18 protein-coding genes are annotated in these 23,871 nt (G+C 68.0%); 8 read left to right on the top strand and 10 right to left on the bottom strand.

Going from position 1 to position 23,871, the window contains the following annotated elements; all coding sequences use genetic code 11:
• Nucleotides 1-5: 5 nt before the first annotated feature.
• The 5 genes from JQX13_RS29930 to JQX13_RS29950 all read right to left on the bottom strand — a co-directional run bounded on the left by JQX13_RS29930 (nt 6) and on the right by JQX13_RS29950 (nt 10,955).
• Entirely contained in the window at nt 6-6,971 is a 6,966-nt protein-coding gene (locus tag JQX13_RS29930) for a HAMP domain-containing protein (RefSeq protein ID WP_203402892.1), read from the bottom strand.
• Between the two features lie 81 nt (nt 6,972-7,052).
• Entirely contained in the window at nt 7,053-9,212 is a 2,160-nt protein-coding gene (locus tag JQX13_RS29935; RefSeq protein ID WP_239013940.1) for a response regulator, read from the bottom strand.
• 350 nt (nt 9,213-9,562) lie between these two features.
• Nucleotides 9,563-9,934, bottom strand: a complete 372-nt coding sequence (locus JQX13_RS29940; RefSeq protein ID WP_203402894.1) for a helix-turn-helix transcriptional regulator — start codon at nt 9,932-9,934, stop codon at nt 9,563-9,565.
• 75 nt (nt 9,935-10,009) lie between these two features.
• Complete coding sequence (locus tag JQX13_RS29945; RefSeq protein WP_203402895.1) at nt 10,010-10,441, bottom strand: CBS domain-containing protein; 432 nt, start codon at nt 10,439-10,441, stop codon at nt 10,010-10,012.
• Between the two features lie 142 nt (nt 10,442-10,583).
• Nucleotides 10,584-10,955 (bottom strand): DUF423 domain-containing protein, encoded by a 372-nt coding sequence (locus tag JQX13_RS29950; RefSeq protein ID WP_203402896.1) that lies wholly within the window; start codon nt 10,953-10,955, stop codon nt 10,584-10,586.
• A 120-nt stretch (nt 10,956-11,075) separates the two neighbouring features.
• Between JQX13_RS29950 and JQX13_RS29955 the strand changes: the two genes are divergently transcribed.
• The 4 genes from JQX13_RS29955 (at nt 11,076) to JQX13_RS29970 (ending at nt 16,014) form a co-directional block, all read left to right on the top strand.
• A complete protein-coding gene (locus JQX13_RS29955; protein ID WP_239013941.1) occupies nt 11,076-11,729 on the top strand; it encodes an SET domain-containing protein in 654 nt (217 codons plus the stop codon).
• Nucleotides 11,730-11,933: 204 nt separating this feature from the next.
• Nucleotides 11,934-14,015, top strand: a complete 2,082-nt coding sequence (locus JQX13_RS29960) for an alpha/beta hydrolase family protein (protein ID WP_203402898.1) — start codon at nt 11,934-11,936, stop codon at nt 14,013-14,015.
• Between the two features lie 169 nt (nt 14,016-14,184).
• Nucleotides 14,185-14,826, top strand: coding sequence for a DUF3332 domain-containing protein (locus JQX13_RS29965; RefSeq protein WP_203402899.1), 642 nt, complete (start codon nt 14,185-14,187; stop codon nt 14,824-14,826).
• Nucleotides 14,827-14,868: 42 nt separating this feature from the next.
• A complete protein-coding gene (locus tag JQX13_RS29970; protein WP_203402900.1) occupies nt 14,869-16,014 on the top strand; it encodes an aminotransferase class V-fold PLP-dependent enzyme in 1,146 nt (381 codons plus the stop codon).
• 80 nt (nt 16,015-16,094) lie between these two features.
• Here JQX13_RS29970 and cysK read toward each other — a convergent pair whose 3' ends face one another.
• From cysK to JQX13_RS29985, 3 genes are read right to left on the bottom strand one after another with little or no spacing between them, the layout of a single operon-like run.
• Nucleotides 16,095-17,015, bottom strand: coding sequence for a cysteine synthase A (gene cysK / locus JQX13_RS29975; protein ID WP_203402901.1), 921 nt, complete (start codon nt 17,013-17,015; stop codon nt 16,095-16,097).
• 55 nt (nt 17,016-17,070) lie between these two features.
• The gene (epsC, locus tag JQX13_RS29980) at nt 17,071-17,916 is read right to left on the bottom strand and encodes a serine O-acetyltransferase EpsC (RefSeq protein ID WP_203402902.1); all 846 of its coding nucleotides are present in this window, start codon (nt 17,914-17,916) and stop codon (nt 17,071-17,073) included.
• Nucleotides 17,917-17,934: 18 nt separating this feature from the next.
• Nucleotides 17,935-18,642 carry a hypothetical protein gene (locus JQX13_RS29985; RefSeq protein ID WP_203402903.1) on the bottom strand — a complete coding sequence of 236 codons (708 nt, stop codon included), beginning with the start codon at nt 18,640-18,642 and terminating at the stop codon, nt 17,935-17,937.
• Between the two features lie 183 nt (nt 18,643-18,825).
• On the opposite strand from JQX13_RS29985, the gene JQX13_RS29990 reads away from it, so the two are divergent.
• From JQX13_RS29990 to JQX13_RS30000, 3 genes are read left to right on the top strand one after another with little or no spacing between them, the layout of a single operon-like run.
• Nucleotides 18,826-19,509: a DUF6249 domain-containing protein gene (locus tag JQX13_RS29990; RefSeq protein WP_203402904.1), complete on the top strand. Its 684-nt coding sequence runs from the start codon at nt 18,826-18,828 to the stop codon at nt 19,507-19,509.
• 12 nt (nt 19,510-19,521) lie between these two features.
• On the top strand, nt 19,522-20,076 hold the full coding sequence (locus tag JQX13_RS29995; protein WP_203402905.1) for an RNA polymerase sigma factor: 555 nt from the start codon (nt 19,522-19,524) through the stop codon (nt 20,074-20,076).
• Nucleotides 20,073-20,366, top strand: a complete 294-nt coding sequence (locus tag JQX13_RS30000) for a hypothetical protein (protein WP_203402906.1) — start codon at nt 20,073-20,075, stop codon at nt 20,364-20,366. The genes JQX13_RS29995 and JQX13_RS30000 overlap by 4 nt, the downstream gene beginning before the upstream one ends.
• 24 nt (nt 20,367-20,390) lie before the next feature.
• Here the strand turns inward: JQX13_RS30000 and JQX13_RS30005 are convergent, their stop codons facing one another.
• Entirely contained in the window at nt 20,391-20,939 is a 549-nt protein-coding gene (locus JQX13_RS30005; protein WP_203402907.1) for a TlpA family protein disulfide reductase, read from the bottom strand.
• Between the two features lie 57 nt (nt 20,940-20,996).
• Nucleotides 20,997-22,193: a heparin lyase I family protein gene (locus JQX13_RS30010; protein ID WP_203402908.1), complete on the bottom strand. Its 1,197-nt coding sequence runs from the start codon at nt 22,191-22,193 to the stop codon at nt 20,997-20,999.
• A 547-nt stretch (nt 22,194-22,740) separates the two neighbouring features.
• Here JQX13_RS30010 and JQX13_RS30015 point away from each other — a divergent pair.
• Nucleotides 22,741-23,841 (top strand): citrate synthase, encoded by a 1,101-nt coding sequence (locus tag JQX13_RS30015; protein WP_203402909.1) that lies wholly within the window; start codon nt 22,741-22,743, stop codon nt 23,839-23,841.
• Nucleotides 23,842-23,871 lie beyond the last annotated feature (30 nt).

Consider the following 23,871-nt stretch of genomic DNA (forward strand, 5'->3'; position numbering starts at 1 on the left):
GTGCGTTACCCGTTGTTGCGATCCGAGGTGCGGAACAGCCACACGCGCAGGAGGCTGAGCAGCTGATCCGTCTCCACCGGCTTGGTGATGTAGTCGCTGGCGCCCGCGTCGATGCACTTCTCGCGGTCGCCCTTCATCGCCTTGGCGGTGAGCGCGATGATGGGGAGCGTCTTCAGCTCGTTGACCTGGCGGATGGCGCGCATGGTCTCGTAGCCGTCCATCTCCGGCATCATCACGTCCATGAGGACCACGTTGAGGTCCGGCGTGCCGCGGATGATGTCGATGCCCTTGCGGCCGTTCTCCGCGTAGAGCACCTGCATCTTGTGCTTCTCCAGCACGCTGGTGAGGGCGAAGATGTTGCGCACGTCGTCGTCCACCACCAGGACCTTCTTGCCGGCCAGCACCGGATCGTTCTGGTGCACCTGCTTGATCATCGCCCGCTTGTTCTCGGGGAGGTTGGCCTCCACGCGGTGCAGGAAGAGCGCCGTCTCGTCCAGCAGCTGCTCGGGCGACTTGACGCTCTTGATGATGATGGCGTCGGTGACGCGCTTGAGGACCGTCTCCTCCTCCTCGGTCAGCTCCTTGCCGGTGTAGACGATGATGGGCGGGGTGTGACCCATCGCCTTCATCTGCTCGATGAGCTGCAGGCCCGTCATGTCCGGCAGGCCCAGGTCCAGCACCACGCAGTCGAAGTACTTCTCCTTCATGGCCTCCAGGGCTTCCTGTCCGCTGCCCACCGGAGTCGTCTTCACGTCGCCGTTGCCGATGAGGCTGACGATGCTCTCGCGCTGACGCTGATCGTCCTCCACCACCAGCAGGTTCTTCACCGGCCGCTCGATGAAGCCCTTCACCCGCGACAGGGCCTCGCCCAGGACCTCGCGGCTGGCCGGCTTCTGCAGCACCGCCAGGGCGCCCAACCTCAGGCCGCGGCTGCGCTCCTCCTCGCTGGCGGAGATGATGTGCACCGGGATGTGGCGGGTGCGGCTGTCGTGCTTGAGGCGATCCAGCAGGTTCCACCCGTCGATGACGGGCAGCCCGATGTCCAGGGTGATGGCATCCGGCCGGTACTGGCGCGCCATGGCCAGACCCGTGTCGCCGCGCAGCGCCACCAGTCCCTTGAAGCCCTTCTCGCGCGCCAGGCCGAGGATGATGCGGGCGAAGACGATGTCATCCTCGATGATGAGCAGCGTCCGGTCCCCCGGCTGGATGGTGCGCCGGTCGTCCTCGACCTCCTCCTCGCGGGCCAGCTCCGCGTCCTGCACCACGGCTTCCACCTCCGCGCGCAGGGCGTTGAGCCGCTCCTCGGACGCCACCCGGTTGGCGCTGGCGCCATTGCCGTTGCCATTGCCGTTGGGCAGCGGCGGGCGCAGCTGGCTGGGCGGCGGCACGTACGTCTGCGGCACGTAGAGGGTGAAGGTGCTGCCCTTGCCCGGGGCGCTGATCACCTTGATTTCGCCACCCAGCAGCTTGGCGATCTCCCGGCTGATGGACAGACCCAGACCGGTACCGCCGTACTTGCGGCTGGTGGTGCCATCCGCCTGCTGGAAGGCCTCGAAGATGATCTTCTGCTTGTTCTCCGCGATGCCAATGCCCGTGTCGATGACGGAGAAGGCGAGCACCGAGCCCCCCTGGTTGAGGATGGAGTGATCGTTGCTCCATCCGCCGCGGGCCGGGCGCACGTCGAGGATGACGTGGCCTTCCTCGGTGAACTTGAAGGCGTTGGCCAACAGGTTCTTGAGCACCTGCTGCAGCCGGCGCCCGTCGGTGAGGATGTGTGAGGGCAGCGCCTGGGCGAACTCCAGCTTGAAGCCCAGCTTCTTGTCCAACGCCATCTGGCGGAAGGTGCGCTCCACGAAGTCCTTCAGGCTGTTGAGCGACACCTCGTCCACATCCACGCTCATCATTCCGGACTCGATCTTCGACAGATCCAGGATGTCGTTGATGAGGGAGAGCAGATCGCTGCCCGCGCCGTGGATGGTTTGAGCGAACTCCACCTGACGGCCGCTGAGGTTGCCCTCGGAGTTCTCCGCCAGCAGCTTGGAGAGGATGAGCAGGCTGTTGAGCGGCGTGCGCAGCTCGTGGCTCATGTTGGCCAGGAACTCGCTCTTGTACTTGGAGGACAGGGCGAGCTGCTGGGCGCGCTCCTCGAGGGCCAGCTTGGCCTGTTCGATCTCGCGGTTCTTGCGCTCGACCTCCATGTTCTGCACCTGCAGGAGGCGGCTGCGCTCCTCGAGCTCCTCGTTGGTCTGCTGCAGCTCCTCCTGCTGCTGCTTGAGGCGCTCCTCGGAGGCCTGGAGGCTCTTGGCCTGCTGCTCCAGGCGGCGGTTGGTCTCGGTGAGCTCCTGCTGCTGGCTGCGCAGCTCGTCGGCGAGGCTCTGCGACTGCTTGAGCAGCTCCTCCGTGCGCATGCCGGCGGCGATCGTGTTGAGCACGATGCCGATGGACTCGGTGAGCTGGTCGAGGAAGGAGAGATGTGTCTCGCTGAACCGGTAGAAGCTGGCCAGCTCGACGACGGCCTTCACCTGGCCCTCGAAGATGACGGGCAGCACCACGATGTTGAGCGGCTTGGCCTCACCCAGCCCGCTGTTGATGCGGATGTAGTCGTCCGGCACGTCCGTGAGGAGGATGCGCTCCTTCTCCACGGCGCACTGACCCACCAGGCCCTCGCCCAGCTTGAAGGAGTTGGCGAGGCTCTTGCGCTCCCGGTAGGCGTAGGTGGACAGCAGCCGCAGCGTCTGCTGCTTGTCGGTACCGTCCATGAGGTAGAAGACGCCGTGCTGCGCCTGGACCAGGGGCGCCAGCTCCTTGAGGATGAGCTTGGAGACCGTCTCCAGCTCGCGCTGACCCTGCAGCAGGCGGGTGAAGCGCGCGAGGTTGGTCTTCAGCCAGTCCTGCTCGGTGTTCTTCTGCGTGGTGTCACGCAGGTTGGCGATCATCTGGTTGATGTTGTCCTTCAGGGCGGCCATCTCTCCCTGGGCCTCGACCGAGATGCTGCGGGTCAGGTCGCCCTTGGCAACGGCGGTGGCGACTTCCGCGATGGAGCGCACCTGGGTGGTGAGCGAACCGGCCATCGAGTTCACGTTGTCCGTGAGGTCGCGCCACGTGCCGGCCGCGCCGGGCACCTTGGCCTGGCCGCCCAGCTTTCCTTCGATACCCACCTCGCGGGCCACCGTGGTCACCTGATCGGCGAAGGTGGCCAGCGTGTCGATCATCCCGTTGATGGTGTCGGCCAGGGCGGCGATCTCACCCTTGGCGGCGAGGGCCAGCTTGCGCTTCAGGTCACCGGCGGCGACCGCGGTCACGACCGTGGCGATGCCGCGCACCTGGGCGGTGAGGTTGCTGGCCATGCTGTTCACGTTGTCGGTGAGGTCCTTCCAGATGCCGGCGACGCCCTGCACCTGGGCCTGGCCACCCAGCTTTCCTTCGGTACCCACCTCGCGAGCGACGCGCGTCACTTCCGAGGCGAAGGACGAGAGCTGATCCACCATCGTGTTGATGGTGCCCTTGAGCTCGGCCAGCTCGCCCTTCACGTCGACGGTGACCTTCTTGCTCAGGTCTCCGTTGGCCACGGCCGCCGTCACCTTGGCGATGTCACGCACCTGGGCGGTGAGGTTGCCGGCCATGCTGTTCACGTTGTCGGTGAGGTCCTTCCAGGTGCCGCTGACGCCCTTCACCTGGGCCTGACCACCGAGCTTTCCTTCCGTACCCACTTCCTTGGCGACGCGGGTCACTTCGGAGGCGAACGAGGAGAGCTGGTCCACCATCGTGTTGATGGTGTTCTTGAGCTCCAGGATCTCACCCTTCACGTCCACGGTGATCTTCTTGGACAGGTCACCGCGAGCAACGGCGGTGGTCACCTCGGCGATGTTGCGCACCTGGTCGGTGAGGCCACCGGCCATGCTGTTCACGTTGTCGGTGAGGTCCTTCCAGGTGCCGCTGACACCCTTCACCTGGGCCTGACCCCCGAGCTTTCCTTCCGTACCCACCTCCTTGGCGACGCGGGTCACTTCGGAGGCGAACGAGGAGAGCTGGTCCACCATCGTGTTGATGGTGTTCTTGAGCTCGAGGATCTCGCCCTTTACGTCGACGGTGACCTTCTTGCTCAGGTCGCCGTTGGCGACGGCGGTCGTCACCTTGGCGATGTCACGCACCTGGGCGGTGAGGCCACCGGCCATGCTGTTCACGCTGTCGGTGAGGTCCTTCCACGTACCGGCGACGCCGCGCACCACGGCCTGGCCGCCCAGCTTTCCTTCGGTGCCCACCTCGCGCGCCACGCGGGTCACTTCGGAAGCGAAGGACGAGAGCTGATCCACCATCGTGTTGATGGTGTTCTTCAGCTCGAGGATCTCGCCCTTCACGTCCACCGTGACCTTCTTGGACAGGTCACCGTTGGCGACGGCGGTGGTCACCTTGGCGATGTCGCGCACCTGCGTGGTGAGCGAGCCGGCCATGCTGTTCACGTTGTCGGTGAGGTCCTTCCACGTACCGGCGACACCCTCCACCTGGGCCTGGCCACCCAGCTTGCCCTCGGTGCCCACTTCCTTGGCGACGCGGGTCACCTCCGAGGCGAACGAGGAGAGCTGGTCCACCATCGTGTTGATGGTGTTCTTCAGGGCGAGGATCTCGCCCTTGGCATCGACGGTGATCTTCTTGGACAGGTCGCCGCGGGCCACGGCGGTCGTCACCTCGGCGATGTTACGCACCTGGGCGGTGAGGCCGCTGGCCATGCTGTTCACGTTGTCGGTGAGGTCCTTCCAGGTGCCGGACACGCCCTGCACGATGGCCTGACCCCCCAGCTTGCCCTCCGTACCCACCTCGCGAGCGACGCGGGTCACTTCGGAGGCGAAGGACGAGAGCTGATCCACCATCGTGTTGATGGTGTTCTTCAGCTCGAGGATCTCACCCTTGGCATCGACGGTGATCTTCTTGGACAGGTCGCCGCGGGCCACGGCGGTGGTCACCTCGGCGATGTTGCGCACCTGATCGGTGAGGCCGCTGGCCATGGAGTTCACGTTGTCCGTGAGGTCCTTCCACGTGCCGCTGACGCCTTCCACCTTGGCCTGACCGCCGAGCTTGCCCTCCGTACCCACCTCGCGAGCGACGCGCGTCACCTCGCCCGAGAAGGTGTTGAGGTTGTCGACCATCTTGTTGATGGTGTTCTTCAGCTCGAGGATCTCACCCTTCACGTCCACGGTGACCTTCTTGGAGAGGTCGCCGCGGGCCACCGCCGTGGTGACGTCCGCGATGTCGCGCACCTGGGTGGTGAGCGAACCGGCCATCGAGTTCACGCTGTCGGTGAGGTCCTTCCAGGTGCCGGACACGCCCTCGACCTTGGCCTGTCCCCCCAGCTTGCCCTCGGTACCCACCTCGCGGGCGACGCGGGTCACCTCGCCGGAGAAGGTGTTCAGGTTGTCCACCATCTTGTTGATGGTGTTCTTCAGCTCGAGGATCTCACCCTTCACATCCACGGTGACCTTCTGCCCGAGGTCTCCGTTGGCCACGGCGGTCGCCACCTTGGCGATATCACGCACCTGGGCGGTGAGGCCGCTGGCCATCGAGTTCACGTTGTCGGTGAGGTCCTTCCAGGTGCCGGCGACGCCACGCACGATGGCCTGGCCGCCCAGCTTTCCTTCCGTACCCACTTCACGGGCAACGCGGGTCACTTCGGAAGCGAAGGAGGAGAGCTGATCCACCATCGTGTTGATGGTGTTCTTCAGCTCGAGGATCTCGCCCTTCACATCCACGGTGACCTTCTTGGACAGGTCACCATTGGCGACGGCGGTGGTCACCTTGGCGATGTCGCGCACCTGCGTGGTGAGCGAGCCGGCCATGCTGTTCACGTTGTCGGTGAGGTCCTTCCACGTACCGGCGACACCCTCCACCTGGGCCTGGCCACCCAGCTTGCCCTCGGTGCCCACTTCCTTGGCGACGCGGGTCACCTCCGAGGCGAACGAGGAGAGCTGGTCCACCATCGTGTTGATGGTGTTCTTCAGGGCGAGGATCTCACCCCTCACGTCCACGGTGATCTTCTTGGACAGGTCACCGCGGGCCACGGCGGTGGTCACCTCGGCGATGTTGCGCACCTGGGCGGTGAGGCCGCTGGCCATGCTGTTCACGTTGTCGGTGAGGTCCTTCCAGGTGCCGGACACGCCCTGCACCACGGCCTGACCACCGAGCTTTCCTTCGGTACCCACTTCGCGGGCCACGCGGGTCACTTCGGAAGCGAAGGACGAGAGCTGATCGACCATCGTGTTGATGGTGTTCTTGAGCTCGAGGATTTCGCCCTTCGCGTCCACGGTGATCTTCTTGGTCAGATCACCGTTGGCCACGGCGGTGGTCACCTTGGCGATGTCGCGCACCTGGTCGGTGAGCTTGCTCGCCATCAGGTTCACGCTGTCGGTGAGCTCCTTCCAGGTGCCGGACACGCCACGCAGCACGGCCTGGCCGCCCAGCTTACCTTCGGTACCCACTTCGCGGGCCACGCGGGTCACCTCGCTGGCGAACGAGGCGAGCTGGGTGACGGTGCTGTTGACCACCTGAGCGGTGCGGAGGAACTCGCCCTTGAGGGCGCGGCCCTCGAACTCGAGCGCCATGGTCTGGGTGAGGTCACCCTTGGCCACCGCGCCGATGACGCGAGCCACCTCGGTGGTGGGCTGGACCAGGTCGGTGATGAGCGAGTTCACCGCTTCCACGGACGCCTGCCAGCCACCCGCGGCGCTGTTGACCGAGATGCGCTGGGAGATACGGCCCTCGCGGCCCACCACCTGGCTGATGCGCTCGAACTCGTGCGTCATCGCCTCGTTGAGGGTGATGATCTCGTTGAGCGTGTCGTAGATCTTCCCCGTGGTTCCGGTCCGGTCCTCGGGCATCCGCACGCTGAAGTCACCCTTGCGGACGGACTGGAGCGTCTTGAGGAGGAGTTTGGGGTCGAGCGCGTTGTCGGACTGCGCCTTGTCGGGCTGCGTTGCCATGGTGTGGATCGACTCCTGTGCTGCTGGCTCAGGGGAGATGGGTCGCCGGGAGGGCAGCGTCCCGTCTGAAGGGGAGGGCGGCTAGGCAGCCGTACAGAGTTTCTTCAAGACTTGTGACAAGTCATCCGAGGACACCGGCTTGACGAGGTGGGCATCGAAGCCGGCCTCGAGCGCGCGTTTGCGATCCTCGGGGTGCCCGTAGCCGGTGAGGGCCACGAGCCGGGTGTCGGAGCCGCCGGCGGAGGCGCGGACCAGCTCCGCCACCTTGTAGCCGTCCAGCTCCGGAAGCCCGATGTCCACCAGCGCCACCTGTGGACGCTGGGAGAGCACCAACTCCACCGCCGAGCGCCCGTCGCTGGCCTCCTCCACGCGGTGGCCGTGGAGCTCCAGCAGATCTCTCAGCGTCTCGCGGATGTCCGGGTTGTCCTCCACGAGGAGGATGTGGAGCGGTTGCAGCTTGTGGGCGGTGGCGGCGGCGGCCTTCACCATGTGGGGGATGGCGAGCGCCGCGGCGGGCTGGGGGGGCAGGGGCAGGCGGACGATGAATTCGCTGCCCTTGGAGAGGCCCTCGCTGCGGGCGGACACCTGGCCGCCGTGCATTTCCACCAGGCTGCGCACCAGGGTGAGGCCCAGGCCGAGCCCGCCCTGTGCCCGGTCGCTGCCCGGGTCCACCTGCACGAAGAGCTCGAAGACGCGGTGGAGCATGTCCGGCCGCAGGCCGATGCCGTTGTCGCGCACGCTGAGGACCAGCTCGTCGCCCTGGCGCTCGGCGTTCAGGTGGATGCGGCCACCCGAGGGCGTGTACTTGGCCGCGTTGTGCAGCAGGTTGGCCACCACCTGCGACATGCGGGTGGGGTCCACGTTGAGCATCACCGTCTCGGAGGGCAGCGAGACGGTCAGCTCGTGGTGACGCTGGCTGATGATGGGCTCGCAAGCCTGGACGGCCCCCTCCATCAGGTCCGTCAGCGTCACGGGAATGGGCTTGAGCTCCACCTTCCCGCGGGTGATGCGGCTGACGTCCAGCAGGTCATCCACCAGCCGCGTCATGTGCGCCACCTGGCGGTCCGCGCTGGCGATGGTGCGCTGCAGGACGTCGTCCTGCTTCATGCGCATCCGGAAGACCTCCAGCGCGGAGCGCACGGGGGCCAGGGGGTTGCGCAGCTCGTGGGCCAGCATGGCGAGGAACTCGTCCTTGCGGCGATCCGCCTCGCGCAGCGCGCCGATGAGCCGCTCGCGCTCCATCGCCACGGCCACCTGATCGCACACGCCCTGCATGAGGGACAGCTCGTCTTCGGTGAAGGTGCGCAGGGTGCGGGTGCCGAAGGCGAGCGTGCCCAGCACGCGTCCCTGGCTGATCAGCGGGTAGCACGCGAGCGCGGCCAGTCCCAGCTCCGGCGCGGCATCCGGCATGGGCCCGTTGGCGGCGGCGCCCGCGTCGAGCACCCACCGCTTCTGCTCGGCGGCCACCCTGCCCGCGACACCCTGTCCCGGCTCCAGGCGCTCCAGCCGCTGGCGCATGGTGGGCGAGATGCCCGAGTGGGCCGTGAGCTCCAGCGTGCCGTTGAGCTCCCGCGCGAGGTAGCCCAGGCAGACCTCCAGTCCCAGGTGCTCGGAGATGTGCTGATGGACGCTGTCCAGGAGGGGGCGCCCATCGGTGCCCTTCAACAGCCGGCTGGCGGTATCCGCCAACAGCCGCAGCCGCGCGTTGCTCTCGTGCAGCGCGGACTGGGCCTGCTCCTTCTCCTGCACCAGCCGCGCGAGCTCCTGGGCGCGCTGCTCGAGCGCCTCGGACACCTTGCGCTCGCGCTCCATCTCCTGCTGCATCAGGGAGCGCTCGTAGTGCGCGCGGGCCTCGGTCAGCTGCCGCTCGTGTTCACGGGTCTCCGCCTGCCGCAGCAGCTCCGCCTGCCGGCGGACCTCCTCCTTCTTGCGATGCAGATCCAGGAAGACGCCCACCTTCGTCCGGAGGACCTCCGGGACGATGGGCTTGAAGAGGTAGTCCACCGCGCCCAGCTCGTAGCCGCGCGAGACGTTCACCTCGCTGCGGTTGAAGGCGGTGATGAAGATGATGGGGATGTGCCGCGTGCGCTCGCGCATGCGGATGAGGCTCGCGGTCTCGTAGCCATCCATCCCGGGCATCTGCACGTCCAGGAGGATGAGGGCGAAGTCCCGCTCCAGCAGCAGGCGCAGGGCCTCGTCACCGGAGGACGCAGCGACCACGTTGGCGCCCAGATCCTCCATCAGCACCTCCAGGGAACGGAGGTTGGCGGGAGTATCGTCAACCGCCAGCACATCGACGCGTGGGAGCGCTGAGGACGAGGGCATGAGGGTCGATGCGGAGGGCGCGCGAGCCGCTGGATCAGGCACCGCGCTTCTTTACTGCCTCTCGATACGTCTACCCAGAGCTATCCCCTGCAGTGCTGTCGGCTGACTGACGTCCAGGCAGCCAATCGAGCCAACAATTGTTGGCTGAACGACATCGCGGCGTGAGAAATGACAGGGAATTGCCTTCTGGTCGACACCTTCCTCCGACCGGTGTCGGAGGTGGGGTTCCCGCGAGGGTTGGGGCGCACCAACTCCTCCCCGGGGCTTCATTCCTCGTCGGAGGCGGCGATCGTCTGGAGCGCCACGCGGAACAGCCGGAGCCTGTCGGGAGACAGGTCTCGGACGAGCATGTCGAGGCGCCGGAGGTCCGCGGACTCCGCGGGTGCGTTCGCGGGTGACCCTCCCGGGGAATCGCCTCCTTCGGTGGCGAGGGAGAGGAGCACGTCGGCCGAAACGCCCAGGGCGAGGCACAGCTCCCGCAGCTTGGGGACGCTGGGCACCATGTCCCCGCGCTCGATGCGCCCGTATACGGTGGGAACGAACCCCACCTGCTTGGCCACCTGCTCCTGCGTGAGCTCCAGGCGCATCCGGGCCATCCGAAGTCGTGTGCCGAGCCTGGGTTGGGGCGTCTCGTCCATCAGCGGGACCCTACCTGACGAGGAGAGACACCGGAAGAAAACCTGATTCGTGAGACGCGCGTCTCGGGCTTCTGTTCAGTGCAGGGGCCGCGAAGGTTCGGAGATCTGCTCCAGCGCTCGCGCCGTGGTGGTGTCGCTCGCCTCCTGCGACAGGTCCCCCAAGGACACGATGCCGATCAGGCTCTTGTCGTCGTCCACCACCAGCAACCGGCGGATCTGCCTGTCCTCCATCAACTCCGCCGCCTCGTCCAGGCTGGCGTCGGGGTGGATGCACTCGACGTCCTCGCTCATCACCGAGGACACCCGCGAGGTGTCGGGGTCGTGTCCCATGGCGATGCCGCGCACCACGATGTCCCGGTCCGTCACCAGGCCCACCAGCTTGTCGCCCTCGCACACGGGGAGGGGGCCGACGTTGAGTCGCTGCATCTTCTCCGCGGCCTGCTTCAAGGTGGCGTCGGGGCCGATGACCTCCACGCCGCGCGTCATCACGTCCTTGATCGTCTTCATGACGGCTCGCTCCTCGCCAGGTTCGTTCCAGGGGAGGGTGGGGATGCCGTGCGGGAGATGCACCCGGGTACGGGTTGCCGGAGCAGCAGGGGAGCGGGGGAGCGGGGACTTGCCGTGAGGCCGGCGCCCGGGCCGACCCGGTTCAGCTCGTCTGTCGCCAGGCGGATAGGGCGAACAGCAGCCAGCCCACGAGGAAGCCCACTCCGCCCAGCGGGGTGATGGCGCCCAGGGCCCGCACGCCGGAGAGCGCCAGCGCATACAGGCTTCCCGAGAAGAGGAGGATGCCGGCGAGCATCGCCCAGCCCGCACCGTTCAGCAGTGGGCTGGGGCGCAGCTGCGACAGCAGTCCAATCGCGATCAAACCCAGCGAGTGATACATGTGGTAACGCGCGCCGGTTTCGAAGATGGTCAGGAGGTCCGGGGCGAGTCTCGCCCGAAGCGCGTGCGCACCGAATGCTCCCGCCGCCACAGACAGGAATGCGCTTGCCGCGCCGAGAATGAGCCACAGCCGCATCGTCGAGCGCCTTTCTTTCCTCAGAGGTCCGACTGAGGCACCCTACCGCGCCTGAATCGGCGCGTCTCTACTTCCTTCACGATGCCAGCTCCCACCACCAAGAAGCCCACTTCCCGCAAGATGCCCACCCTCACGCCCCAGCCCTTCGAGCTGCGGACCTCGTCCATCCAGGGCCAGGGGGCCTTCGCCACGCGGCCCATTCGCAAGGGCGCGCGCATCATCGAGTACGTCGGCCAGCGCATCTCCCAGGCCCAGGCGGACGAGCGCTACGACGACACCGCCATGTCGCGCCACCACACCTTCCTCTTCAACGTGGACGAGGACACGGTCATCGACGCCGCCCATGAGGGCAACGACGCACGCTTCATCAACCACTCGTGCGACCCCAACTGCCAGGCCTTCCTCGAGGGGGACCGGATCTACATCTACGCCCGGCGCGACATCGCCGTGGGCGAGGAGCTCTGCTACGACTACGCCTACGATCGCACCGAGGACATGGGCGAGGAGGAGGAGCGGCTCTACATGTGCCGCTGCGGCTCGCCCAGGTGTCGTGGCACCATCCTCGCTCCCCTGGAGGAGAAGAAGGAGGAGCCTCGGAAGAAGGCTCCCGTGAAGGCATCGAAGAAGAAGTCCTCGAAGTCCTCCTCTTCCAGGAAGTCGTCCTCTTCCTCCCGGAAGCCCCCCGTGTCCAGCAAGCGGACCTCCACGGCGAAGTCCGGGCGCTCGGGTTCGGGCTCCGGGAATCGTGCTCGGACCCGCTCGGCCCGTGGTTGAGTGGGCATCTACCCTCACCCCGTCCCTCTCCCGGAGGGAGAGGGGAGGGTGACTCCAGGTATGGGTCGGGGTGCTGGGGGGCGGTCGCTCCGCTCCTCGTTGGGATGAACGGTGGACACTGGGGGTTGAAACGGGCACCGTCCCACCGCCTCGCGCCCCGGCCGTCCCGCGGGTCGTGAACGGTTGACTCGCACGGAGGACCCTTTGACCCTCTCCCTCGTCGCGGCGCTCGCCCTTTCCGCCGCTCCCGCCAAATCCCAGCCCTACACCATCCAGGACCAGGTCTCGATGCGCCGGATCAGCAGTCCGAGCGTGTCCCCCGATGGCAAGCGCATCGCCTTCGTGCTGCGCACCACCGACCTGGAGGCCAACAAGGGCCGCACCGACCTGTGGCTCGTCAACGCCGATGGCAGCGGCCTGCGTCAGCTCACCTACTCTCCCGAAAGTGAAGCCCAGCCCGTCTGGAGCCCGGACGGCCAGAGCCTCCTCTTCCTCTCCTCCCGCAGCGGCTCCAGCCAGGTGTTCCGCCTCCCGCTCGATGGGGGAGAGTCCCAGGCCGTCACGAAGCTGCCCCTCGACGTGGGCGCCTTCGCCCTGTCCCGTGACGGCAAGACGCTCGCCGTCGCCCTCGAGGTCTATCCCGACTGCGCCACGCTGGAGTGCACCACCCAGCGTCTGAAGGAGCAGGCGCAGAAGAAGACCACCGGCCGTGTCTACGACAAGCTCTTCGTCCGTCACTGGGACACGTGGGCGGATGGCCGGCGCAACCACCTCTTCGTCCTGCCGGTGGATGGCAGCGCCGCCCCGCGCGATGTGATGGTGGGCATGGACGCGGACGGCCCCAGCAAGCCCTTCGGCGGCCCGGAGGAGTTCACCTTCACCCCGGATGGCAAGGGGCTCGTCTTCACCGCGCGCGACGTGGGCAGGAGCGAGTCCTGGTCCACCGACCTGGATCTCTTCCTCGCCCCGGTGGACAAGCCCGGCGCGCCCCGGAAGCTCACCGAGAAGAACCGCGCCACGGACACCACGCCCGTGTTCAGCCCGGATGGCAAGACGCTCGCGTACCTCGCCATGTCGCGCCCCGGCTACGAGTCGGACCGGCTGCGCGTGGTGCTGCGCTCGTGGCCGGACGGCAAGGAGCGCGTGCTCGCCGAGCAGTGGGATCGTTCCGCTGGTGGGATCGCCTGGAGCGCGGATGGGAAGTCGGTGCTCGTGACCGCCGATGACATCGGCCAGCACCCCGTCTTCTCGCTCGACGTGGCGAGCGGCCGGGTGCGCGCCCTCAGCGGGCAGGGCAGTGCCTCCGAGCCGCGGCCTCTGCCGGATGGCCGCGTCGTCTTCCTGCGGGATGACCTGAAGTCGCCTGCGGACCTGTACTCGGTGCGCGCGGACGGGAGCGAGCTGCGTCAGCTCACGCGCGTCAACGAGGACGCCCTGGCCCGCATCCGCTTCGGGGACTACGAGCAGTTCGAGTTCCCGGGTTGGAATGGCGAGACGGTGCGCGCCTTCGTGGTGAAGCCGGTCGACTTCAATCCGAAGAAGAAGTACCCGGTGGCCTTCCTCATCCACGGCGGTCCACAGGGCAGCTTCGGCAACCACTTCCACTACCGGTGGAACCCGCAGACCTACGCGGGCCGGGGCTACGCGGCGGTGATGGTCGACTTCCACGGCTCCACGGGCTACGGCCAGGCCTTCACGGACGCCATCCGCGGGGACTGGGGTGGCAAGCCGCTCGAGGATCTCCAGAAGGGCCTGGACGCCGCCATCAAGCGCTACGGCTTCCTGGATGGCGACAAGGTGTGCGCGCTCGGCGCGAGCTACGGCGGCTTCATGATCAACTGGATCGCCGGGCAGATGCCGGACCGCTTCCGCTGCCTGGTGAACCACGACGGCAACCTCGACGAGAAGCTCGCGTACTTCAACACCGAGGAGCTGTGGTTCCCCGAGTGGGAGCACGGTGGCACCCCCTGGGAGAAGCCCGAGGGCTACACGAAGCACAACCCGATCGACCATGTGGCGAAGTGGAAGACGCCGATGTTCGTCATCCACGGCGGGCAGGATTTCCGCGTGGTGGACACGCAGGGCCTGTCCACCTTCACGGTGCTGCAGCGCCGGGGCATCCCGTCCAAGCTGCTCTACTTCCCGGATGAGAACCACTGGGTGGTGAAGCCGGCCAACAGCATCCAGTGGCACGAGGCGGTGCTGGACTGGTTGGATCAGTGGACGAAGGGGTCGAAGAAGCCCGCGGGTCCGTCGGCCGCGCCCCAGGCGAAGGCCGCGCCGTAGTCGCGCACCCGTCTTCGTGCTCCCGGAGGGCCGGGGTGGGGTTCTTCACGGGACCCCACCCGCGGCCCTCTGTCTTTTCCCCGTACGCTCCTGCGGACATACCCCCGGTGGAGGTAGCTTGGTCCTCCGCGCGCGCCGGAGCCTCCGGCGTCCGCCTCGAGGAGGATTCATGAAGTCCCGTTCGTCTCGCCTGGTTGCCGCGCTGTTCGCCACCTTCCTGTCGCTCCACGTGTCCGGTTGCTTCGGCTCGTTCGCCCTGACGCGGAAGATCTACGGCCTCAACCAGGAGGTCTCGGACAACAAGTTCCTGCGGTGGTTGGTGTTCCTCGGCTTCACCATCATCCCCGTATACGGGGTGGGCACCCTCGTGGACGCCCTCGTCTTCAACAGCATCGAGTTCTGGTCGGGCAGCAACCCGCTCGCCAACGCCGAGACCCTGGAGGATGGGACGCGGATCGTCCGGCTGAGCCCCACCGACACGCTGCGGCTGTCGCGTGACGAGCAGAGCGGCGTGATGCGCGTCGAGCTGGACCGGGCCGGTGAGGCGCCGCGCGTGCGCTACTTCGAGCCGCTCGAGGACGGCATGGCCGTGCGCGACGAGGCGGGCGCGTTGCTGGTGCGTGCGCAGGAGCGCGTGGACGGTGCGGTGGAGGTGGTGGATGCCTCCGGTTCGACGGTGACGGTGCACTCGCGCGAGGCCGTGGCCCTGGCCCAGGAGGCCTTCTCGCGGGACGGCGCGGCCGGACTGGCGCGTCACGTGACGCCGCTGGCCTCGCAGCAGGGACTCGCGCTGGCCTGCTCGGCCCGCTGATCCCGTGACCCCGGGCGGGGGCGGGGCATAATGCGTCCGCTCATGACCTCGTCCCCCGACCTCGACGCGTACCGCTCCGAGTTCCCCGTCGTACAGGAGCAGCTCTACTTCAACCACGCGGGGGTCTCCCCCACGAGCCAGCGGGTCGCTACCGCCATACGCGAGTGGGTGGATGATCTCCTCCACCACGGCGTCCGCTTCGAGCGCGGTTGGGAGGCCCGTACCGAGGCCACCCGGGGGCTCGCCGCCCGGATGATCGGCGCCGCGCCCGAGGAGATCGCCCTCGTGCGCAACACCAGCCATGGGCTCGGCCTCGTCGCCGAGGGGCTCGACTGGCGTCCCGGGGACGAGGTCGCCGTCGCCTCGTCCATCGAGTACCCCTCCAACATCTACCCCTGGCTGCACCTGCGCGACCGCGGTGTCGTCGTCCGGGAGATCGAGCCCCGCGACGGAGGTGTCACCCCCGAGGCCGTGGCCGCCGCGATCACCCCGCGCACCCGGCTCGTCGCCCTCAGCTCCGTCCAGTTCGCCTCCGGCTACCGCACCGACCTGGAGGCCATTGGCGCCCTCTGCGAGCGCTCGGGCGTCCTCTTCTGCGTGGATGGCATCCAGAGTGTCGGCTGCATCCCCGTGGACGTGAAGAAGAGCCGCATCCACTTCCTCAGCGCCGACAGCCATAAGTGGATGATTGGCGTCTCCGGGATTGGTTTTCTCTACGTGGACCGGAACGTGCTCCCTCGCGTGCGGCCCGTGCTCGTCGGCTGGCGCTCCACCACCGACCTCTGGAACTTCAACCGCTCCCACTTCGAGCTGCGCCCGGACGCCACGAAGTTCGAGGAGGGCAGTCACAACTACGCCGGCACCTATGCGCTCGGCGCCGCCCTCGGTCTTCTTCTGGAAGTGGGGATGGAGAAGGTCGAGGCCCGCATCCGGGAGCTGCTCTCCCACGCGGACGCCGAGCTGCGCGCCATCGGGTGTGAGATCGGGCCTTCTCCCGAGCACCGCGCGGGCATCCTCGCCTTCCTGCCTCCTCGCGGGGATGTGAAGGCGCTCGCTTCGTATCTCTCCGAACGCAACGTCAGCTTCTCGCTTCGTCGCGGCCGCATCCGGATTTCGCCCCACTTCTACAACCAGCCTGGGGAGATCGACCGGCTCGTGGAGATGGTTCGCGCGTTCTCGGGGCGGTGAGGCTCGGGGGGCGCATACCCTCACCCCGACCCTCTCCCAGTGGGAGAGGGAGGGATGGGATGGATGGGGAGGTGCTTGAGCTACTGCGCGGGGAAGAGGTTCTCGATCGACAGGTAACGCTCGCCCGTGTCGTAGCAGAAGCAGAGCACCCGGCTTCCGTCGGGGATGTCCGCCAGCTTCTTGTTCACCGCCGCCAACGCCGCTCCCGAGGAGATGCCCACGAAGATGCCCTCCTCACGCGCCGACCTCTTCGCGAAGTCGAACGCCTCCTCCTCCGCCACCTGGATGACCCCGTCCAGCGCGTCCTTGTGCAGGTTCTTCGGGATGAAGCCCGCTCCGATTCCCTGGATCGGGTGCGGCCCCGGCGCCCCTCCGCTGATCACCGGCGACTTCGCCGGCTCCACCGCGAACACCTTCAGCTTCGGCCACTTCGGCTTCAGCACCTCGGCGCACGCCGTGATGTGCCCGCCCGTTCCCACTCCCGTGATGATGTAGTCCAGGCCCTCCGGGAAGTCGTTGAGGATCTCCTGCGCCGTGGTGCGCTTGTGGATCTCGATGTTCGACTCGTTCTCGAACTGCTGCGGCATCCACGCGTTCGGCGTCTGCGCCACCATCTCCTGCGCCCGGGCAATCGCGCCCTTCATTCCCTGCGCCCTCGGCGTCAGCTCGAACGTCGCCCCGTACGCCGCCATCAGCCGGCGCCGCTCGATGCTCATCGACTCGGGCATCACCAGGATGAGCTTGTAGCCCTTCACCGCCGCCACCATCGCCAGGCCGATGCCCGTGTTGCCCGACGTGGGCTCGATGATGACGCTGTCCTTCTTCAGCAGGCCCCGCTTCTCCGCGTCCTCGATCATCGCCAGGCCGATACGGTCCTTGATGCTCCCGCCCGGATTGGCCCGCTCGAGCTTCATGTACACCTCGACGCGCGAGGGAAAGAGCCGGTTGACGCGGACGTGCGGCGTGTTGCCGATCGTCTCCAGGATGTTGGTAACCTTCATGGGTTTCGAGCCTCGTCGGGAAGCTGTCTGCTACGACAGATGGACATCTGCTATATCAGATGTGGTACTCCAGCTCATCGAATTCCGCATCCCCCTGGCGGTGGCGCACCTCGCTGCGGCGGGTGACCACGGACTCAGGGGGGATGCTGTGGGTGATGAAGGCGTTGCCGGCGATGACGCTGCCGCGGCCCACCACCGTGCTCCCGCCGAGGATGGTGGCGTTGGCGTACACCACCACGTCGTCCTCGATGGTCGGGTGGCGCTTCTTGTCCGCCAGGGCCTTCTGGACCTGCAGCGCGCCCAGCGTCACGCCCTGGTAGATCTTCACCCCGTTGCCAATGAGGGTGGTCTCGCCAATCACCACGCCCGTGCCGTGGTCGATGACGAAGCGCCGCCCGATGGTGGCCCCCGGGTGGATGTCCACACCGGTGCGCTGGTGCGCCAGTTCGGTGAGCAGGCGGGGCAACAGAGGAAAGCCCAGCAGGTGGAGGGCGTGGGCCATCCGGTAGATGGCGATGGCGTAGAAGCCCGGGTAGGTGAGGATGACCTCGTCCACGCTGCGGGCGGCGGGGTCGGCCTCGAAGATGGCGTCGGCGTCCTGCCGCAGCCAGGCGTAGAGCTCCGGGAGCTGCTCCATGAAGCGCTGGGGCAGGTCCGGAGACACGCCCGGGTAGCGGTGGGCGAGCGTGTTCAGGGAGCGCGTGAGGATCGCCTCCACCACCGCCACCTCGGAGCGGACGCCGACCGCGCTACAGTCCAGGCGCTCGGCGAAGTGGGGGAAGAGCAGGGCCAGCACCTTCTCGATGAGCTCCGGGGCCCCGACGCGGACGTCCGGGGGGAAGCAGTGGTGCTTGCGTGCGTCGATGAGGGTCTGGATGAGCCGACCGTTGGGTTCTTCCATGGTCGGCCAAGTTAACCTCTAGTACCGGCCTCCGCCCAGCGCGCTGACGAGGGCCGACAGGATCCGGTTCTCCACTCCCCACACGGCCTTGTTGAGGCCCTGGATGCCCGCCCCCCGCAGGTAGTCGGTGAAGTCGTGCAGGGCCGTGGAGCGCTGCATGCGCTCGGTTTTTGCCGCGTAGAGCAGCGGCGTGTTCGGCGCCCCGGTCATCCCCAGGTCCGGGCAGGCCTCGGACAGCTTCTGGGGGTCGATGCCCGTCGCCGCCGACAGCATGGCCACGGTGAATTGGTGGACCGGCTGCTCCCGGGCGTTGGGAATCTTCTCCAGGACCTTCCGCCGGGTCTCCGGGCCGGAGTCGAGCTGCTCCAGCGTCACCTTGGACATGGCGAGGAGCTGCTCGTTCGTCACGCGCTTGTTGTCGAGGATGGCCCGGCGGAAGAGGCTCTCCGGCGTGTCCCCCTTGAGGGTGATGGGGCTCTGCTTCAGCCGGTCGAGCATGCCGTTGATGACCCGTCCCAGCTCCGAGTCCGCTGGAGCCCTCCAGGTGCTGGCGGGGGCCTGGACGGCCGCCTTCACGCCCACGGCTTCGAAGCCGCTCTTCTGCGTATGGCCCACCGTCTGGGCGGTGTTCACCGTCCGGGCGGTGTTCGGGGCGGAGGTGGCCTGCCGGGGCTCGGGCGCGGTGGGGGTCTTGATGGCAACGGGGCGACGGCCGATCGGGTCCATGGAGCTCCTCCGGAGTCGGCTCGGGGGAGCCTCGGTCCAGGGGTATTATCGCGAGCGCCCCGGGAAGGTTGCGAGCCCCCCCTGCGGAAGGGGAAGGAGCGCGGCGAAAAAACCGGGGGTGAATCCAGGAAAGGGGCTCCGGGAGTCCTAGCACCGAGAAAATCGCCGGTAAGGAGCCCTCGCATGAAGCGTCAGATTCTCACGGTGTGCCTCCTGGCCTCCCTCCTGGGGCCGGGCCGGGCCGAGTCGGCCCCCGTGGTCGAAACCCCCGCCTCCCCGTCCACGCCTTCCTCGCCTCGGAAGTCGGAGCTCGAGACGCGGCGCCAGGAGTTGGAGGCCCGCCAGAAGGCCTTGGAGGTCGAGTTCCAGCAGCTGGCCTCCGACACGGAGGCCCAGGCACGGCAGCTCGATCCCGAGGGGCGGCTCACCTCCGAACAGCTCTACAAGCTGCTCCAGGCGCGCGAGCGGAGGCTGTCCGGGAATCACGTCGATCCCACGCCCTTCATCATCTCCGTCTCCTTTCTCGCCTTCGTATTGACGGGCTTCCTGGCCTGGCTGTTCGCCAGCTACCGCAAGGCGCGCCAGGTCCACGAGACGGTGCGTCTGATGGTGGAGAAGGGGGCGGAGATCCCCGAGGGGCTGCTCGCGCCCCCCGCGCGGAAGCCGTCGGACCTGCGGCGGGGCATCATCCTGTCCACGTCCGGGCTGGGGCTGGCGGTCTTCCTGGCCGCCGTCCCGGATGTGCAGGGGGCCTGGGGCGCCGGGGTGACGCTCTTCCTCATCGGCGTGGGGCACCTGATCGTCTGGCGCCTGCAGACGGGAAAGGGACGGCTGTCGTCGGCGCTCTCGCCGGAGCCCCAGCCGTAGCCTCCGCGCCCCATGGCTCCTCCTCCTGAACACCCCTCGGACGCCGAGCTCATCTCCCGGGTGCTCGTGCGTGACGACCGGAACGCCTTTGGCGAGCTGGTGGCACGGCACCAGTCCGCGGTGCGCGCCCTGCTGCGCCGGCTGACCGGGGGAGATCTGGCGCAGGCGGATGATCTGGCGCAGGAGACCTTCCTGCGCGCCTACCGGGGGCTGCGTGGCTATCGCGGTGGGGCGAAGTTCTCCTCCTGGCTCTACCGCATCGCCTGCAACGTGTTCTTCAGCAGGGATCGCGGCAGCCGGGGAGCCTCCGTGGCGTCTCCCGCCCAGGAGGCCGGGAGCTCCGAGGAGGTGGCCCTCCTCCCGGATGCGCTGCTGGCGCGCTACGATCTGGAGCGGGCGCTCGCCTCGCTCAAGCCCCGCGAGCGGGCCGCGCTCGTCCTCACCTATGCCAACGAGCTGACCCACGAGGAGGCGGCGGTCGTCCTCGACTGCCCCGTGGGGACGCTCAAGACCCATGTCGCGCGCGCGAAGGAGAAGCTGCGCCGGCAACTCGAGGAGGTCCCATGAACGGCCGCGATGAAGAGGCCTGGCTCGACACGCTGCTCCAGCGGCAACTGCCATCCGGGCTCTCCGACGATGGCTTCCGGGAGCGGGTCCTCCAGCGTCTGCCTCCGCGGGCGCGGCCGTGGCGGCGCGCGCTCATCCTCGGCGTCACGTGGCTGGTGGCGGGCGCCGCGCTGCTGCTGCCCACGGGAGGCGGGAGCGGGGTGCTCTCCTCCTCGGACGCAGGCAGCCTCGTCGTCCCGTTCAGCCTCGGGGCGGCCCTGCTGTGGTACCTCGCGGACCGCCTGCTGTGAGAGGTGCCGGGGCTTCCCGGTGCCCTACAGCCACATCCGCCAGAGTAGCCCCAGGCGGGTGGTGTAGCCGACCGCCGCCCGCTCGATGTGGCCCTCGGAGGAGAGGAAGAAGGTGGTGGGGAACTGCTCGACGGCGTAGTCCCGCATGAGCTCGGGGCCACCCAGCAGCACGGGGTAGTCCACCTCCTGCTCCCGCGCGAAGCGGCGCACTTCCTCCTCGTGCTCGTAGGCCACCGCCACGGACAGCACGTGCGCCGAGCCGCCCACGGTGCCCCGGAGCGCGGACAGGGTGGAGGACTCGGCCTTGCACACCCCGCACCAGGGGGCCCAGAAGGTGAGCACCACCGGCTTGCCCCGGAGCTCGGACAGGCGCACCTGCTCGCCGGAGAGGGTGCGCAGGGTGAAGTCCGGCGCCGGAGCACCCGTCGGGAGGTGGCGGGTCTGCCAGGCCGCCACCGCCACGAAGACGAGCACCACCAGGGCGATGTCCATCGCCTGGCGCACCCACCAGCGCTCGCGCGCCCGATTCCAGGCCTGTCTCAGTGGCTCCATCACCCGTCCCGGGTTCCGCATGCGGGGCATTGTTCAACGGACGCGGTCCGGGCGCCACCGTAGCGGCGCTCGGAGGCCTCAGAGCACGTCCGCGAGGTTGCGGGCCATGATCCACCCGTCGTGGTAGACGACGCCGACCTGCGTGACGGTGTCGCTGCGGTACAGGCCGACCTTCAGGTAGTTGAGCATGCCGGGGAACATGGTGGCGATGTTCCGCTTGGGCAGGACGAGCTGGCCGTTGTGGTACAGCTCGACGAAGCCGACGCTCGCGTCGGGCGACCACTTCACGTGGAGGATGAAGTCCTGCCACTGGCCACGCACCAGCGGGGCCTTCCACACGAGGGTGCCGGGGTCTCCGCCGATGTTCAGCCGGATCTCCTCGCCGTACACATAGAACTCCAGGGGAGGCGAGCCGCTGCTGCCCTCGTGGTGCCACTGGGTGAAGAGCTGCCACGTCTTCACGCTCGGGAAGTCCGAGGCGAACATCGTGCTCCATCGGTAGTAGTACTCCGAGCCCACCGCCTCCCGCGTCATCCTCACCAGCTCGTTGCGGTTGCCGCTGGAATTGATGGGATCATCGCCCTGGCGCACCGTGGCCTTGAGGGCGTACTTCCCCGAGCGCACGGGGGAGGACACCACCTGCAGCCGGTCCGCGCTGACCATCTGCGTGCTGGTCCACTGGGTGCGGTCGCCCGTCTCGAAATCGCCGCGCCACACCACGCTGGAGCCCGTCGCGGGGGCTCCGCACACGCGGGCCTCGGCGATGCTCGCCCAGTCGTTCAGGGTGTTGCCGTAGACGGTGATGCGCAGGCGGCGCGCGGTGCGCGTGGCGAAAGTGTACGTCTCCGCCGCCGTCGTCGTGCCGCTGCTCTTGCCGGTGTGGACCTGCGTGTAGTTCACCCCGTCCGTGGACACGTACAGGGTGAAGGTGTTGACGCGCGTGTTGCCCTGGTGCCACGCGATGGCCGCGCCCGAGAGGGATTGGACCGAGCCCAGATCGTAGTCGATCCACGCGCCCTTGCCGAGGGCGCTCCAGCGCGTGTCGAGCCGGTCGTCGCGCGTGTTGTTGGCCACGCTGCCCGCGCCATCATCACCGGAGGCGAGCACCGAGCTCGTGGGGAGGGGCGAGCAGTTCTGGACCGTCAGCGCGGCTCTCGCCGTCGTGAATGTCTCCAATGTCTCCGGTGTTCCTTCGGTGGCGGTGGTATCGGGTGCGCCGCAAGCGGTGCCAACGATGACGAGCAGCATTTCAGCCAGCAGAAGGGTCTTCTTCACGGGGACGGTCCTGGAGGGGTTGAAGACAGACAGCGGGGGGAATGACTGACTTCGGGACGAGGCCCTCCCGTTCGCGCCACCCGCGGCTCATCGCCCTGGCGCTCGGAGAGGGATGGGAGGGGGTGTGGCGCGTGTGCGCTTGCTCTGAGCATCCAATATTGTTGTTTTGTACTCAACGCAGAAGGTGATGCCTGCCTGCCAGGCAGGCGAGCGCGGCAAAGTGTTTCAAGCCATCGAGCTGTAATTGTGCACACGTGCTTTTCGAGGCCGGCACGCGTGGCGTGGAACGCGAATCTTGCGCGAGGCCGTGCCCACCCTGGCGTCGGGGTTCGGGCAATCGCATACACCGTCCGGCTCAGGTGGACCGCGCGCCTCGCGTGGGTCGGGACGGACAGCGGGTGTCTCCGAGCGGAGGACGGGCGTCCATCATGAGCGAGCCCGCGCGGGAAATCCACGAGGCCCCCGTGGCCGCGCGGCATGTCGATTGTCGAATCGAGTTTCGAGCCCGGCGGGCCGGAATTACACCCTGTGTCGGAGGGCCACGAACATGGACGCGACGCAGGCTGTGGTGCAGGCGGGTCTCGAGGGAGTGGTGGTGGCGGAGACCCGGTTGAGTGAGGTGGACGGCGAGCGGGGACGGCTGGTGATTGCAGGCGGCGACGTGGAGTCACTCGCCGGGAAGGTCTCGTTCGAGGAGGTCTGCGCGAGGCTCTGGGCTCCGTACGCGAAGGAGCCATTGCCCGCGTCGCTCCAGGCGGCGCTGGGAGAGGCGAGGGTTCGCGCCTTCGGCCTGCTCGAGAGGGGAGGGGATGCGCTCGATGCGCCGGATGCCATGGACGCGCTCCGGGCCGCCGCGGCCCATGTCCCGTCGCACCCGGGCGGTGAGCTGGACACGTTCGTCCAGTTGACGGGGGCCCTGGCCGTGTTCACGGGCGCATGGGCGAGGCGCGCGCGTGGCCTGGCTCCCGTTCGGCCGGATCCGGCCCTGTCCCTGGCGGAGGATCTGCTGCGCATGGTGGGGGGCGAGGCCCGGCCCGAGCGGGCCGCCGGGCTCGATGCCTACCTGGTCACCGTCTCCGACCACGGGCTGAATGCCTCCACATTCACCGCGCGGGTGATTGCCTCGACGGGCTCCGACGCGGTGTCGGCGGTGGTGGGCGCCATCGGGGCGTTGAAGGGTCCGCTGCATGGTGGCGCACCCGGGCCGGTGCTGGACATGCTCGATGCCATCGGAGGTCCGGAGGGGGCCGCCGCGTGGCTCGAGGCGGAGCTGCGGGCCGGGCGTCGCATCATGGGCATGGGCCATCGCATCTACCGCGTGAGGGATCCTCGCGCGGCGGTGCTGGAGCGCGCCATCGAGCGGCTCGAGCACGGGGGCCTGCGGACCGAGCGGCTCGCCCTGGCGCGTGCGGTGGAGCGCGCGGCCGAGGAGCTCCTCCGCCAGCGCTACCCGGACCGGCCGCTGCGCGCGAACGTGGAGTTCTACACGGCCGTGTTGCTCGACGCGGTGGGGTTGGATCGCACGTTGTTCTCGGCCGTGTTCGCCTGCGGCCGGGTGGCCGGGTGGCTGGGCCATGTCGCCGAGCAGCGGGCCTCCGGTCGACTCATCCGCCCCGCGTCCCGCTATGTGGGGCCGATGCCGGATTGAGGACGGATGCGGACGGGCCGTGCGCACAAA

The sequence above is a fragment of the Archangium violaceum genome (assembly GCF_016859125.1).
Taxonomy (GTDB): Bacteria; Myxococcota; Myxococcia; order Myxococcales; family Myxococcaceae; genus Archangium; species Archangium violaceum_A.